This window comes from Agrobacterium sp. LMR679 (assembly GCF_027157905.1).
Taxonomy (GTDB): domain Bacteria; phylum Pseudomonadota; class Alphaproteobacteria; order Rhizobiales; family Rhizobiaceae; genus Agrobacterium; species Agrobacterium leguminum.
Map to the genome: position 1 here is coordinate 2,153,211 of NZ_JAPVOJ010000001.1, position 14,640 is coordinate 2,167,850.

A 14,640-nucleotide genomic window follows, 5' to 3' on the forward strand; every position below is an offset into this window, starting at 1 on the left:
TCCATGGGATTGCAGACCTATAACGCCAAGCGCAGTTTCGACAAGACGCCGGAGCCCAAAGGGACGACGGCCGAACAGCAGGGCTCGAGCTTCGTGATACAGAAACACGATGCCCGCCGTCTGCATTATGATTTTCGGCTGGAAATGGACGGGGTGCTGAAAAGCTGGGCGGTGACGCGCGGCCCGAGCCTCGATCCCGAGGACAAGCGCCTTGCCGTGCATGTCGAGGACCATCCGCTCAGCTATGGCGATTTCGAGGGCGTCATCCCGAAAGGACAATATGGCGGCGGCACCGTGATCGTCTGGGATCGCGGCACCTGGCAGCCGATCGGTGACGCACGGAAAGGTTATCGCAAAGGCCATCTGGAATTCGAACTGGAAGGCGAAAAGCTCAAAGGCCGATGGCATCTGGTGCGCATGCATGGAAAGCCCGGAGAAAGCCGGGAGAACTGGCTGTTGATCAAAGGCGATGACGAGGAGGCGAGGCACAAGGGCGGCGCAGATATTCTCGAAGAACGGCCAGAATCCGTAAAGACCGGGCGCAGCGTCGAGGAAGTTGCGGCCAAACCGAAAGATACCTGGAACTCTAAAACAGTATCGAAAAAGACCGTGGCTTCTGCCTCCGGCAGGAAACAGGCGCATGCGCTGCCCAAAGGCGCACGCAAACTGGCCATGCCATCCTTCGTGCCGCCGGCGCTCGCCACGCTTAAGCCGAAACCGCCCAACGGAGATCGCTGGCTGCATGAAATCAAATTTGACGGCTATCGTCTGCAGGCGCGCGTCGATCAGGGCAAGCTTCAACTGCTGACCCGCAGCGGGCTGGACTGGACGGAGAAATTCGGCCGGGCCGTGACAGGAGCTCTCACGGCGCTGCCGGTGGAAACGGTTTTGATCGACGGCGAAATCGTCGTTGAACGCGACAGCGGGGCCTCCGATTTCTCCGCCTTGCAGCAGGATCTGAGCGAAGGGCGCAGCGACCGCTTCGTCTTTTACGCCTTCGACCTTCTTTATCTCGACGGCAGCGATCTGCGCGGTGCGGCATTGAGCGAGCGAAAGGCGCTGCTCGAAAAGCTGCTGCCGGCGGGTGACCCCCATCTCCGTTACAGCCAGCATTTCGAGGAAAGCGGCGCGCTTGTCCTCGACCATGCCTGTCGGCTCAGCCTCGAGGGCGTCATTTCCAAGGTCAAAAACAGCAAATATGTTTCGGGCCGCAAGGGCGAATGGGTAAAATCCAAATGCTCGATGCGACAGGAATTCGTCATCGGCGGTTATACCGTCTCCTCGACATCGGACCACTCCATCGGATCGCTGGCGCTCGGCGTTTATGAAAATGGCAAGCTGCGCCATGTCGGCCGTGTCGGGACGGGTTATACGGGCGAAATAGCGGAGATGCTGCTTGGCCGGCTGAAGCCGCTGGAGCGCAAGGAAAGCCCGTTCGGTGAGAAACTCACCGCGCTTGCCCGCCGCGATCTTCATTTCGTCAAGCCGGAACTGGTCGCTGAAGTGGAGTTTCGTGCGTGGTCTGGAGATGGCAATCTGCGTCACGCCTCCTTCCGGGGGCTGCGCGAAGACAAGCCCGCAGCAGAAATCGAACGCGAGGAGAAGGCCGTGTCCGATACCCAGGGGCCGCAATCGACGATCAAGTTCACCCATCCGGACCGGCTTTATTGGCCGGAGGACGGTGTGACGAAGGAGGGGCTTGCCGATTATTATGCGCAGGTCTGGCGGCACATGGCGCCCTTTGTCGTCAACCGGCCGCTGGCATTGTTGCGCTGCCCGGAGGGCATAGAGGGGCAGCGATTTTTCCAGAAACATGCCTGGCGCGGCATCAACAAGGCCGTGGAGCAGATCCGGGATCCCAAGGACAAGGGCGGCGAACCGCTGATCCGCATCACCGATTTCGATGGCCTGATGGCGCTCGTGCAATCCGCCGCGCTCGAAATCCACCCATGGGGTGCGACCACTGCCAATTGGGAAAAGCCGGACATGATCACCATGGATATAGACCCCGGCGAGGATGTGGCATGGGAAGAGGTGATCGAAGCGGCGCTGGAACTGAAGCGGCGTTTCGAAGAGGCCGGACTTGCCGCTTTCGTGAAGACGTCGGGCGGCAAGGGGTTGCATGTCGTCGCACCCTTGAAGCCGCAGGCGGGCTGGGCCCCGGTCAAGGCCTTCGCCAAGGCCATGGCGGCGGATATGTCGAAGGCCGAGCCGGAGAAATATCTCTCGGTCGCCACCAAGGCGAAACGGCAGGGCCGCATTTTCATCGACTATCTGCGCAATGGCAGGGGCAATACGGCGGTTGCGGCCTATTCGACCCGTGCGCGGCCGGGAGCCGCCATTTCAGCGCCGCTCGAATGGTCGGAACTCACCGCCGAGATCGGCCCGGCCCATTTCACCGTCAACAATATCGGTGCGCGTCTTTCCGCGCTGAAAAAGACCCGTGGGACGGCTTTTTTGCCGCTGCCGAGCCGCTTCCGAAAAAGGCCCGCTGAAGGCATCGAGCCTCAGCTTCTCTTTTCGGAAGCAAGGCTTTTCTTAAGGGCATCCATGATGTTGATGACATTGCCGCCGGTGCGGGCCTTCGTGCCGGTTTTCTTTTGCGAGGAGGAGACCTCCTCGCCCTTGGTCTTCAGCAGGGACTTGATCTTCTTCTGAATGGGGTCCTGCACCAAAGCCGGTTTCCAACCCGTTACCTGTTTGCCGATGCGTTTTTCCATGGCCTCCAGCAGCGGCCTGTCGATCTTCATCTTCGGCTCCAGCGCGTCGATGCTTTCGCGTACCTCTTCGCCGTAATGCAGCGTCCACAGGATGATGCCTTTTCCCGACGGTTCGAGGAGCACAGCCCTTTCACGACGGTAGATTACGAGGCGCGCGATGCCGAAAACATCGTTCACCTTCATGGCCTCGCGAATGACGCTGAAGGCCTCGGTGCCGATCTTGTCTTCCGGGCGCAGAAAATGCGGACGGTCGTACCAGATCCAGTCGATCGATCCTTTCGGCACGAAGGTCTTGATATCGATGGTGCGGGTGCTTTCCAGCGCCACCGCATCGATCTCGTCATCTTCCAGCAGAACGTAATCGTCCTCGGCGCGGGGAAAACCTTTTACCTGGTTTTTGGCGGCGACCGGTCGGTGGGTGATGCTGTCGACATAACGGCTTTCGACGCGGTTGCCGGTTTTGCGATTGAGGATGTGGAAGGTGTATTTGTTGCCTTCCGTCGTCGCGGGCGTCAGCGAGACGGAGGCCGTCACCAGTGACAGCTTGAGATAACCCTTCCAGAAAACCTGTCGTGCCATGTCCGCGATCCGCATTGGTCCCCGGGAACAACAGCCACGGGGTGGCTTTTGTTCCGGGAGGAGCGGCAAATCGGGGCAGGGATGGAGCGTCAGCCGAAGAGAGACGTCAGCCCGTAAACCGCGGCGGAGATCAGCGCAGCCGCCGGCATGGTCACGATCCAGGCGATGACGATATTGCCGGCAAGGCCCCAGCGCACCGCCGAGACGCGGCGGGCCGCGCCGACGCCGACGATGGCGCCGGTGATCGTGTGGGTGGTGGAGACCGGAATGCCGAGCCATGTCGCACCGAACAGCGTCAGCGCACCGCCGGTTTCGGCGCAGAAACCCTGCATCGGGTTCAGCCGGGTGATTTTCGATCCCATCGTGTGGACGATGCGCCAGCCGCCGAACAGCGTGCCGAGCGCCATGGCCGACTGGCAGGAAATCACCACCCAGAAGGGCACGTAGAAGCTCTCGCCGAGATGTCCCTGGCTAAAGAGCAGCACGGCAATGATGCCCATGGTCTTCTGCGCGTCGTTGCCGCCGTGTCCCAGCGAATAAAGCGAGGCGGAGATGAACTGCATGACGCGGAAGGTGCGGTCCACGGCAAACGGCGTCTGCCGCACGAACAGCCAGGAGACGGTGAGCACCAGAAGCAGGGCGAGGAAGAAGCCGATGGCCGGCGACATGAAGATGGCGCCCACGGTCTTCAGCAGGCCCGACCAGACGATGGAATTGAAACCCACCTTCGCAAATCCAGCACCGACGAGCCCGCCGATCAGCGCGTGCGACGAGCTGGAGGGGATGCCGAAGATCCAGGTGACGATGTTCCAGACGATGGCGCCGATCAGCGCCGCGAAGATCACCTGCGGCGATACGATGGCCGGATCGATGATGCCGGTGCCGAGCGTTTCGGCCACATGCAGGCCGAAGAACAGGAAGGCGATGAAGTTGAAGAAGGCCGCCCAGGCGACCGCATATTGCGGGCGCAGCACACGGGTGGAAACGATGGTGGCGATGGAATTGGCGGCATCGTGCAGACCGTTCAGAAAATCGAAGAACAGCGCGATGGCGATAAGGCCGATTAGCAGCGGCAGGGCAAGTGCGACATCCATCAGACGTTCTCGATAACGATGCCGCTGATCTCGTTGGCCACATCCTCGAAACGGTCGACGACCTTTTCGAGTTCGCCGTAGATCTCGCTGCCGATCATATAGGCCATGGCATTGCCGCTTGCGCCGTGGCGGCGGAAGAGGTCCTTGAGACCCTGATCGTGAAGTTCGTCGGAGCGGCCTTCAACGCGGGTCACCTCTTCGGCGATGGATGACAGGCGATGCGCATTCGTGCCGACCTTGTTGAGAAGCGGAATGGCTTCCGCGATGAGGCCGGCGGCGCGCACGATCTCATGCCCCATTTCCTTCATCAGCGGATCGAATTCCGTTTGCTCGAAAAGACGGATGGTCTTGACGGTCTTGTGCATCATGTCGATGGCGTCATCCATCGACTGGATGAGATCCTTGATGTCGCCGCGGTCGAAGGGGGTGATGAAGCTGCGCCTGACGGCGAGCAGCACCTCGCGGGTGATGTCGTCCGCCTGATGTTCGAGGGCGACGATGAGGTCGCAGTTCTTCTCGACGTCGACGCCGCTCAAAAGTTGGTCAAGGGCCTCGGCCGCTTTGATGACGGTTTCGGAATGTTTGCTGAACATGTCGAAGAAACGGTCCTCGCGCGGCATCAGCTTGCGAAAAATACTCATCATGCGAATTGGCCCTCAATGGCGCTTTATTAGTTGTGGGGGGTGATTGTCATAAAACTGTCATAAATGCACGCGGGGCATTGATGCAACCCGGAAAATCAGCACTATCAACGGATATGAAACCCACCAAGAAAAGCCGGAAAACCCGCCCGGCTCGTGCACTGACATTGCTCCAGCAGCTTGCTGCGGTTCCGGAAAAGCTCTTCACCGGCGCTTTCCGGCAGCAATATGCCGCGCTTTGCTTCCGTTATGTCGGCAATGGCGAGGATGTCGAAATCCTCCTTGTCACGTCCCGTACCAGCGGACGCTGGATCATTCCGCGCGGCTGGCCGATGAAACGCAAGAAGCCGCACGAGGCGGCGGCAATCGAGGCGTGGGAGGAGGCGGGCGTGCGCGGCCGGGTGAAAAAGAATGCGGTTGGCCGCTATACCTATCTCAAGATGCTCGACAATGGCGATGTCGTTCCCTGCATGGTCGATGTGTTCCAGATAGAGGTGACGGAGGCGGAAACCAGTTTCAAGGAACGCGGTGAACGCCTGCTGGAATGGGTGCGCCCGGATGAGGCGGCAAGGCGCGTTCGCGATATTGAACTGAAGTCGCTTCTTGTCGATTTTCGTCCGAAGGGCAAAAAGAAGCGCCAGGGCAGCGAGAGGCCGTAACCGCACCCGTCCGGCATCCGCTCCTGTGCCCAGGACTGTAATGCCGCCGCAATGGGCCATCTCCAACCTTGCCTGATGATTGTCGTCAGGTGCCGTTGCATGAAACCATGTCGTCCCGCTCTCCGCTCTTTATTGCGTTATCTCCATCCCATCATCGTCCTCGCCGTGCTTCTGGCGGGGCCGGCCGCCATTCTCCTGCTGAGGTGACGGCAGCCCTATGGATGCAAAGCCGGCCTTTTCAGGCCGGCTGCTTTTGGGAAGGTTGCGCCTGATGGTTCGAATGCCCCGTTTCGTCCGGCGCTTTCGGCAACAGGCGGGCGAAACGCCTGACGATGCTGTCTATATAGGACAGGATGGTCGGCACCACGATCAGGGTCAGCAGCGTGGAACTGATGAGGCCCCCAACCACCGCATGGGCCATCGGCGCACGCTGCGCGCCGCCACCGCTGACGGCCAGACCGAGCGGGATCATGCCGAAGATCATCGCAAGCGTCGTCATGATGATCGGCCGGAAGCGGATGACGCCGGCATTTTCCAGCGCCTCGTTCAGCGAAAGCCCACGCCGCCGCTCGCGATTGGCGAAATCGACCAGCAGGATGCCGTTTTTGGTCACGAGGCCCATCAGCATGATGAAGCCGATCAGCGAGAACATGTTGATCGTACTGCCGGCCACCATCAGCCCGATGAGGACGCCGACAAGCGAAAGCGGCAGGGACGCCATGATGGCGAGCGGTTGCATGAAACTGCCGAATTGCGAGGCGAGCACGATGTAGATGAAGATGACGGCCATGGTAAGCGCCGTGACCATGTGGCCGATGGTCTCCTGCATGGTTTCGGCGTCACCGCCAAAGCGGATGCGATAGCCGTTCGGCAGGTCACGGCCGGCTGTCAGCCCCTGCAACGTCGCCGTCATGTCGCCAAGCGTGCGGCCGGCGATATTGGCCGAAACCAGTATCTCGCGGCGATTGTCGATGCGGCGGATTTCGGCGGGGGCCGGCATGATGCCGATATCGGCGACCTGATCGAGACGCACCATCAGCGGCGCGCCGCTCGCGGCCGTGCGGCCGGTCGCGATCATCAATTCACCGAGACCTGCCGCGTCGGACCGCCGCTCGACGGGCAGGCGGATGACGATATCGTAGCTGTTGCCGTCCGCATCCGTCCATTTCGACACATCCTCGCCGCCGATGAGGGGGGAAAGCGCTGCGGCAAGATCGGAGCGGGCAATGCCGAGATCGCTCGCCGCCGCAGGCTTCAGGCGGACCGAAAGAATGGAGGTCACATCCTTGGCGCTGGAGGTCACATCCACGAGGCCGGGGATTTTCTTCATGTCTTCGACCAGACCGGTGGCGATTTTTTCGAGGACCGCCCGGTCGTCGCCGAGGATGCTGAGCTGCACCGGGCTTTCGCCGCCGCCAAGGCCATTCTGCAGGATCGTGACCTCTATGCCGGGTATGGCTGACAGGCGTTTGCGAACCGGTTCGGCAAGGGAGAGCGGAGTTCGGCTCCGCATGTCGAGCGGCGCCAGCCCCACCAATATGGCGGCGCGATGCTTGCCGGCGGCGCCGCCGGTATTGACGGTGGAATAAAGCGTCTCGACTTCCGGAAATTCCTTCAGCGCCTTTTCGACCTGCCGCACTTTCGTTGTCGTATAGTCCAGTGAGGAGCCGACCGGCGCGGTAATATTGACCTGAAAGCGGCCCTCATCGGCATTCGGAACGAATTCCGTGCCGACCAGCGGCACCATGAACAGGCTGCCGATAAAGATGCCCGACGTGACAAGCAGGGTGACGAGCCGGTGCCGCAGGGTCCAGCCGATGGCCCGGCGATATTGCCCGGCCATCCATTCGAAGCCGCGGTCGAAACGGGCGATCAGGTGGCCTACCGGCCCGCGCTTCGCATCGGGCTGGGCGTCGGGATCGTACCAGACGCTTGATAACATCGGGTCGAGCGTGAAGGCGACGAAGAGCGAAATCAGGACGGCGGCGGAAACGGTGACGCCGAATTCATAGAAAAACCGGCCGACAATGCCGTCCATGAAGGCGACCGGCAGGAAGACTGCCACGATTGTCGCCGTTGTTGCGATTACTGCAACCCCGATTTCATTGGTGCCGTCGAGGGCCGCACGCAGGTGGGATTTGCCCATGTGGAGATGGCGAGTGATGTTTTCGCGCACCACGATGGCGTCATCCACCAGAATACCGATGGAAAGCGTCAGCGCCAGCAGGCTGAGCGTATTGAGCGTGAAGCCGAGGAAATGGATCACTGCGAGCGTGCCGATGATTGCTATCGGCAATGTCAGCCCGGTAATCACTGTGCTGCGCCAGGAATTTAGAAACAGGAAGACGATGGCGACGGCGAGCGCCGCACCTTCGATCAGCGTCGTTTGTACCTGGTTGACGGATTCGCGGATCGGTATCGATGAATCCGTGACGATGCGCAATTGCACGTTCTGCGGGGCAAGCTCGGCATTGAGCGCATCGAGGCGCTTCCTCACATCGGTCGCGACCTGAACCGTATTGGCGTCCTGAACCTTGACGATGTCGATCGCCAGTGCCGTCTGGGCATTATAAAGGGCGCGGTTTTCGGCATCGGCCGCTCCCTCGGAAAGCGTGGCGACATCGCGAAGCGCAATGGCCGCGCCGCCGCGCCTTGCCACGACCATATCCGGCAGCGCCTGCGGCTCCTCGATACGCCCCTGCACCTGGATCGTGCGTTCGGAGACGGGATCGACGACGCTTCCGGCCGGGCTGTTGCTGTTGCCGGTGCGCAGCGCATTCACCACCTCGTTGATGCCGATCCCGAGGGCGCGCATGCGCGTCTCGTCGATTGTCACATCGATCTGCCGTTTGCGGGCGCCGACCAGCGTTGCCTGGCCGACGCCGGCAACCGTCGTCAACTGCCGCACCACCTTCTGGTCGGCAAGGCTGGTGAGGGCGGGCACATCGAGCGACGTCGAACTGATCGCCACCGACAGGATCGGCTCGGCGGCGGGATCGAACCTCGATATGACGGGCTTTTTGGCGTCTTCCGGAAAATTCGCCTCGATGGCGGCGATCTTGTCGCGCACTTCCTGTGCGGCGGCTGAACTGCGCACCTCAAGCTTGAATTTCGCGACGACGACGGAGCGCCCCTCATAGGAGGTGGAGGTGACCTCATCGAGACCGCCAATGGCGTTCAGCGCATCCTCGACCGGCCGTGTCACCTCGGTTTCCACCGTCTCCGGTGTCGCGCCGGGATAAGAGGTGACGACCACGACCACGGGAACGTCGACATTGGGATATTGGTCCAGCCCAAGCCGTTGCAGCGAGAAGGCGCCCATGACCAGAAGCGCGACCATCATCATGGTGGCGAAAACGGGATGGGTAACGGATATGCGGGTCAGGAACATTTCAGCCTGCCTTGTCGACGGTGACGGCCATATCGGGCCGCAATTCGGGAAGCGGCACGGTCAGGATGGTCTCGCCATCCTGCAGCCCGGCGGCAATCTCGATCAGGTTGCCGCCGTTCCAGCGCGCTCCCACCGTGACCGTCTGGCGGCGAAGATGGCCGTCCTGCACCTTGAGCACATGGTAACCGGTCTCATCCTTGCGCAGCGCGATGGCGGGAACGACGAGCGCATCGTTTTTCTCGCGCAGCAGGATGGATCCGCTGGCGAACATTCCGCCCCACAGCCGGCCGTCACGATTGGCAAGCCGCAGATAGACCGCGACGAAACGGGTGCCGTCTTCGGCAACCGGGCTGATGCGGTCGACCGTGCCTTTGACGATCTGACCGCCAAGGCCGTCAATCTCCAGTTCCGCCGTCTGGCCGAGGGCGACGCGCGGAACATCGCGCGTGGCGACAAGAACCTTCGCCTCCAGCACGCTGGTATCGACCAGCGTGAGAAGCTCGCCATCCGCGCCGACACGCGATCCCGCCTCGGCCAGCCGCCGGGTGACGGTGCCGCCGAAGGGCGCGCGGATTTCGGCATTGCGAAGGGCGAGGCGGGCGATATCCGCCTGCGCCGAAAGGCTCTGGAGCCTTGCCGTCTTTACCGCAACATCGCTCTTCGCCTTGTCGAGCTGTTCCGCCGAAGCGATGTTTTTCAGGGCAAGCTGTTCGGTTCTCGTCAGGGCCTGCATTGCCAGCATCAGCTCGGCCTCGGCCGCATCCCGGTCGCTCTGCCGCAGCAAAAGCATCGATTGCAGCTCATCGGTTTCGAAACGCACGAGCAGCTTGCCCGCCTGCACCGTGTCTCCGTCGCGGACATTCATCTCGACTATCTTGCCGGCTTCACGGGCACGGATCACCACGCGGGTGATGGGCTGAAGCTCGCCGCTGATGCCAAGCCGCTCCGCCATCGGGCGCGTGCCGATCTTCGCCGTCTCTGCGGCCGTCAGTTCGAACGGAGTGCCTGCCGGGCTCATCGCGGCAGTCTCGACGAGCCCGTTCACGATGCCTTTGACACGCTCATTCGCATCGACGCTGCCCCGCGCCGGATCGAGAGCGGTGACAACGAGAACGCAACCTGCAAGCGCGATCCCCGCCTTGATGGTTCTCTTCACCCACATGCTGAAATCCTTTCCATACCGGGACCGCAGCTCCGGCGGTCGCATTGCCTCTCTTGAGGCGTATGGCATCTGGATAGGCGTCCATAATTGCAGCAGCATTACCCTTGCGAACGCAGCTGCTTAAACAGCAGGGTCTGATGTTCCATCGCCCTGATTTCATGCCTTTTTCGGAGGGGAAACCGTTATGCGGCGGGTTGGAAATGCTGTGGCGTCTTCTTTGCCGCAATACTGCCGCAACCTTTCTGGCAGACAAGGGAATGCGAAGGGACGGTGACGCATGAGACTTCTGTTGATCGAAGACGAAAAGGCAATGGCGGATGCGCTGACGGCGACGCTCGGCAGGCAGGGCATCGTCATCGACCATACGATGTGGCTCGGCGATGCAATGGAGTTGACGCGCCAGCATGTCTATGACGCCATTCTGCTTGATCGCCGCCTGCCGGACGGGGAGGGGCTTGCCTTCATTCCGCAGCTGCGCCACGCCGGCATCGACACGCCGATCATTCTGTTGACGGCATTGAACGAACCGGAAGACCGCATCGCCGGACTGGATGGCGGCGCCGACGACTATCTCGGCAAGCCGTTTCTCGTCGGTGAGCTGCTGGCGCGGGTGCGTGCGGTTCTGAGAAGGCCGGCAAACCTTGCGCCGGCCGAAATCACAGCCGGCCGCATCGTTATCGATCCGCTCCATCTCAGCGTCACGATCAACTCCGTTCCTTTCGATCTGCCAAGGCGCGAGCTTGCGGTTCTCGTCGCGCTGGCAAAGCGCAAGGGCAAATCCGTGCTGCGTTCCACGCTTGAGGCGGCCGTCTACAATTACGAGGAAGAGATCCAGTCCAATGCGCTCGATGCGCATATATCGCGGCTGCGCAAACGTCTGCTCGATGCCTCCGCAGGCGTTGGCGTCCACAATATTCGCGGCATCGGTTATCTGTTGAAGGAAGAGGCATGAAAGCGCAGGGCATCTCCAACTCGTCCTTGTGGTGGAAATTGAGCTGGCAGCTCAGCGTCGTCGTCTCCGCCATGATTGCCGTGGTCATCATCGGCCTCTGCTTTTACGGCATGACGATGCTTTCGCCAAATATTGCGCTCTGGGACGACCTGTCGGCGACACTTGATGAGTCGCTTTCGCTCGATCCGCAAAAAGGATTGGTCGTTACCGATGGCCCGGCATTGCAGGCCCTGAAGGCGGAGAACTCAACGCTCTGGTTCGTGGCTTCCACGCTGGACGGGCGGGTGGCGAGCTATGGCGCCGTACCCGCCGTTTATGAGGAATTGTCGCCGTATCTGCATTTGCTGACGGATGCCGATATTCGCGGAGGAAAGGGCATCTCCGAGGTCGCCCTGGTTGAAAGCATGGAGACGAAGTGGGGTTCCGTAAGGGTCATGTTCGGCGGAACCACGCATATGAGGGGGCAGTTTCTGACGCTCCTTGCCGGAACCTACAAGATTTACGTTCCCCTCCTGGCTGTCATCTTGCCCGCCGTGTTCTTCTCCGTTCCCCGCATCGTGCGCGAGGCGCTCGCCGGCCTCAGTTCCGTAGTCAAAAAGGCTCCCGAGATCGATCCGCGCCGGCCGGGCTCGAAGCTTCCGGTCGAGGATGTGCCGCGGGAGGTGGTGCCCCTGATCCTTGCCTTCAACGGCATACTCGAACGGCTCGAAGAGCAGTTTCGGGCGCGGCAGCGTTTTCTCATCGATGCGGCGCATGAGCTGAGAACGCCGATTGCGATCATGCAGACCCGGATAGAGGGCTTGCCGGGGCCGGAGCAGCAACGTCTGATGGAGGATGTCGCGCGGCTTGGGGAGACCACCGAACAGCTTCTCGCCTTCGAAAGAAACGATCAGGTGAACGACCGGCGCGAAACGCTGGACCTCGTCGAGACGGTACGCACCGTCGTTGCCGATCTCGCGCCGCTCGCGCTTTCGGCGGGCTACGATATCTCCTTCGAAACGCAGATCGCTCGATATGAAGTACTGGGCAACCCGTTCACCCTGCCGCGCGCCGTCAGCAACATCGTGCGCAACGCCATCGACCATGGCGGGAACAGGGGGATGATCCACGTCTCGATTCTCGCCAGTGGCGAGATCGCGGTTTCCGATGAGGGACAGGGTATAGCCGAAGATCAGCGGGAGCGGATTTTCGAGCCTTTTTATCGCGTTACGCCGCGCAGCACCGGGGCGGGCCTTGGCCTCAGCCTCGTCAAGCAGATCGTCGCCAACCATAACGGGCGAATCTTTCTGGATAGCAGCGCCTTCGGAAGCACCTTCCGGTTACGTTTCTGATCCTGCGTTGCGCGCGATTTCAGGGGCGGACAATTGTAATGTTGCCGCAATTTTCGCTGTCGTACCGTGTGGGGCACAGGATCAACCATCCCAACTGGAGTACGTGCAGTGAAACAACAGTGCAGTCTGTTTGCCCGGGCTTCCGGCGACAGGGCCTCCCGCAGTCGCGGCGTCGCCTTCGCCACCTTGCCCTTTGCCATCATCATGTCCGGCTGCACGTCCGTGCCGCTCAAGGAAGGCGGTACGCTGACCTCTTATGCGCAACTCAGCCCGGTCAAGGGCAAGTTCACCAAATCGCGCACCTTCGTGGATGCCAACGGACTGGCCGGGGTCAAGACCGTCGCCATCGTGCCAACCACTTTCTCCTTCGCGGCCTCGTCGCGGGTCACATCCGAAAAGGACCGTGTCCTTGTTTCGAATGCGCTGGATCGCGCCATCTGCGTGGCGCTCAGCGATAAATACCGGATTGCCGCGCTGGGCCAGCCGGCGGACATGACGGTGCGCACGGTCATCACCGATCTGGTGCCGACCGACAAGACCATGGCCGGGGTATCGACGGCCGTGACGCTCGGCAGCGGCTTCGTCCTGCCGGTCAGCGTGCCGCGTCTTCCATTCGGGCTCGGCGGCCTCGCTGTCGAGGCGGAGGCGGTGGACAGCACCGGCGTCCAGCGCGCCGCAGCCGTCTGGTCCAAGGGCGCGAATTCCATCACGGGCAACGCCCGCGTCTCGGAAATCGGAGATGCCTACGAGCTTGCGGCCGATTTCTCCAACTACTTCTCGCGCATTCTGGTGACAGGCAAGGTCTCCGACGGGCTGAACCTCTCTATCCCCTCCGGCCATCGAATCCGGTCCGCCCTGGGTGGAAAACCGAAATATGTCGAATGCGATGCCTATGGCCGGTCGCGCGGCCTGCAGGGCATGGTGGCTGACAAATTCGGTGCGCCACCCGAATGGACCGACAGACACGCAAAGGCCGCGTCGCGATAGGGGCGGCCGCGAGATTTGTGAATCGCGCGCGTTGCGGCGCGCGCGATCATCCGACCTACGTTCCTATGACGCTATACCAAGTTTCTGTAGGCCGCATTCGCGGACGATTTCGGCGATATGGCTGAATTGCGCCGAGAGCGGATTGCTCTTGCGCCACACGATGCCGATGGTGCGCGACGGGCGCGGTTCCGCCAGCCGGAACACCGAGACCGTGGATTGACGTGTCTCCATATCGACGGCCATCTGCGGAATGAGCGTGACGCCGATGCCGGCGCCGACCATCTGCACGAGGGTGGAGAGCGAGGAACCTTCCATCAGCACGCGCGGCGGTGCATTGGTCGTGCTGCAGAAGGAAAGCGCCTGGTTGCGGAAACAATGGCCTTCTTCGAGCAGCAGCAGGCGCATTTCGCCCAGTTTGTCGGCGCTCGGCACCGGCATGCCCGCATCCTCCATCGGCCGCACCAGAATGAATTCTTCCGAAAACAGCGGAACCTCCTCCAGCGCCGGCTCCGAGACGGGCAGGGCGACGATCGCCATGTCCAGCCGGGCTTCCAGAAGGTCCTCGATGAGTTTCTGCGTCACCGCTTCGCGCGGGCGGGCCTCCAGTCCGGGATAATGCCGCGTGAGTGTCTTGATAATCTGTGGTAAAAGATAGGGCGCGACGGTGGGAATGACGCCGATGCGCAGGCGGCCGCTGAGCGGCCCATGCCGCGCCCGCGCCAGATCCTGCAACTCATCCACCGAACGCAATATCGAGCGGGTGCGTTCGGCGAATTCCTCGCCAAGCGCGGTCAGCCGGATTTGGCGGCTGCTCCGTTCGACGAGCGGCGCGCCGATCAGTTCCTCCAGCTCCCGGATCTGCAGCGACAGCGCCGGCTGGGAAATGGCGCATGCCTCCGCCGCCCGGCCGAAATGGCCGATCTTGGCCAGAGCGTCGAAATAACGGAGATGTTTCATGGAGAGCGCAATCATAAGCTCAGCATATCGCAGCCTTTAGAATATACAATTGGAAATTATGGAACCCGGCTGTTAGTCATCTTCATGACAGAAAGAAGCTGTAGCTGTGAGAGGTTACCAGCGTCGCTGCACGGTTTTTCCATGACCTGCCGCTGGCTCTGGCTCCC

10 protein-coding genes and 1 pseudogene are annotated in these 14,640 nt (G+C 61.4%); 5 read left to right on the forward strand and 6 right to left on the reverse strand.

What is annotated here, in order from left to right:
* Positions 1-3 precede the first annotated feature (3 nt).
* A pseudogene (ligD, locus tag O3W47_RS09970) lies at positions 4-2,495 on the forward strand (DNA ligase D).
* Between the two features lie 12 nt (positions 2,496-2,507).
* On the opposite strand, the gene ku reads toward ligD, so the two are convergent.
* The 3 genes from ku to O3W47_RS09985 form a co-directional block, all read right to left on the reverse strand.
* Positions 2,508-3,299 (reverse strand): non-homologous end joining protein Ku, encoded by a 792-nt coding sequence (gene ku / locus O3W47_RS09975; protein ID WP_269313606.1) that lies wholly within the window; start codon positions 3,297-3,299, stop codon positions 2,508-2,510.
* Between the two features lie 89 nt (positions 3,300-3,388).
* Positions 3,389-4,393: an inorganic phosphate transporter gene (locus tag O3W47_RS09980; protein WP_003521775.1), complete on the reverse strand. Its 1,005-nt coding sequence runs from the start codon at positions 4,391-4,393 to the stop codon at positions 3,389-3,391.
* Entirely contained in the window at positions 4,393-5,037 is a 645-nt protein-coding gene (locus tag O3W47_RS09985; RefSeq protein ID WP_269313607.1) for a DUF47 domain-containing protein, read from the reverse strand. Before O3W47_RS09985 ends, O3W47_RS09980 begins: the two co-directional genes overlap by 1 nt.
* A 113-nt stretch (positions 5,038-5,150) precedes the next feature.
* Between O3W47_RS09985 and O3W47_RS09990 the strand changes: the two genes are divergently transcribed.
* Positions 5,151-5,693: an NUDIX hydrolase gene (locus O3W47_RS09990; protein WP_269313608.1), complete on the forward strand. Its 543-nt coding sequence runs from the start codon at positions 5,151-5,153 to the stop codon at positions 5,691-5,693.
* A 238-nt stretch (positions 5,694-5,931) separates the two neighbouring features.
* Here the strand turns inward: O3W47_RS09990 and O3W47_RS09995 are convergent, their stop codons facing one another.
* Both O3W47_RS09995 and O3W47_RS10000 read right to left on the reverse strand, forming a co-directional pair.
* Positions 5,932-9,084: an efflux RND transporter permease subunit gene (locus O3W47_RS09995; RefSeq protein ID WP_269313609.1), complete on the reverse strand. Its 3,153-nt coding sequence runs from the start codon at positions 9,082-9,084 to the stop codon at positions 5,932-5,934.
* Position 9,085: 1 nt separating this feature from the next.
* On the reverse strand, positions 9,086-10,246 hold the full coding sequence (locus tag O3W47_RS10000) for an efflux RND transporter periplasmic adaptor subunit (RefSeq protein ID WP_269313610.1): 1,161 nt from the start codon (positions 10,244-10,246) through the stop codon (positions 9,086-9,088).
* A 277-nt stretch (positions 10,247-10,523) separates the two neighbouring features.
* On the opposite strand from O3W47_RS10000, the gene O3W47_RS10005 reads away from it, so the two are divergent.
* The 3 genes from O3W47_RS10005 (at position 10,524) to O3W47_RS10015 (ending at position 13,516) form a co-directional block, all read left to right on the forward strand.
* Positions 10,524-11,198, forward strand: a complete 675-nt coding sequence (locus O3W47_RS10005; RefSeq protein ID WP_059756216.1) for a response regulator transcription factor — start codon at positions 10,524-10,526, stop codon at positions 11,196-11,198.
* Positions 11,195-12,529 carry a sensor histidine kinase gene (locus tag O3W47_RS10010; protein WP_174046526.1) on the forward strand — a complete coding sequence of 445 codons (1,335 nt, stop codon included), beginning with the start codon at positions 11,195-11,197 and terminating at the stop codon, positions 12,527-12,529. The genes O3W47_RS10005 and O3W47_RS10010 overlap by 4 nt, the downstream gene beginning before the upstream one ends.
* 108 nt (positions 12,530-12,637) lie before the next feature.
* Positions 12,638-13,516 carry a DUF3313 domain-containing protein gene (locus tag O3W47_RS10015; protein ID WP_137454056.1) on the forward strand — a complete coding sequence of 293 codons (879 nt, stop codon included), beginning with the start codon at positions 12,638-12,640 and terminating at the stop codon, positions 13,514-13,516.
* 63 nt (positions 13,517-13,579) lie between these two features.
* Here the strand turns inward: O3W47_RS10015 and O3W47_RS10020 are convergent, their stop codons facing one another.
* Positions 13,580-14,488, reverse strand: coding sequence for a hydrogen peroxide-inducible genes activator (locus O3W47_RS10020; RefSeq protein ID WP_269313611.1), 909 nt, complete (start codon positions 14,486-14,488; stop codon positions 13,580-13,582).
* Between the last annotated feature and the right edge of the window lie 152 nt (positions 14,489-14,640).